Source organism: Hufsiella arboris (genome assembly GCF_009834875.1).
Taxonomy (GTDB): Bacteria; Bacteroidota; Bacteroidia; order Sphingobacteriales; family Sphingobacteriaceae; genus Hufsiella_A; species Hufsiella_A arboris.
This window is the reverse complement of the sequence record NZ_WVHT01000053.1, coordinates 1-302: the sequence shown is the minus strand read 5'-3', so window position 1 is coordinate 302 and position 302 is coordinate 1. Positions and strand designations below refer to the sequence as shown.

Here is a 302-nt window from a genome sequence, read left to right as displayed (position 1 = left end):
TGGTACGCAAAGAAAACAAACGAAGGCTGGGGAACACCGCAAAACTGCGGACCGCAGATCAATACGGCGGAAGATGAGCTGTTTCCAACGGTGAACGAAGCAGGCACCTTGTACTTTTCCAGCGGCGGCCATGCTGGCATGGGCGGGCTGGATGTGTACAAAGCTAAAGGAGCCGATAACCAGTGGGAGCAGGCCATCAACCTGCGGTCACCGGTCAATACGGGATACGATGACTTTTACATGGTGTGCAACGAAGTCGGTTGTTACCTGGCCTCTAACCGCCAGAACGGCAAGGGCAGTGA

General features: G+C 55.0%; 1 pseudogene. It reads left to right on the top strand.

The features are described 5' to 3' along the window. Positions 1 to 302, top strand: a pseudogene (locus GS399_RS20600) (OmpA family protein); the annotation flags it as partial.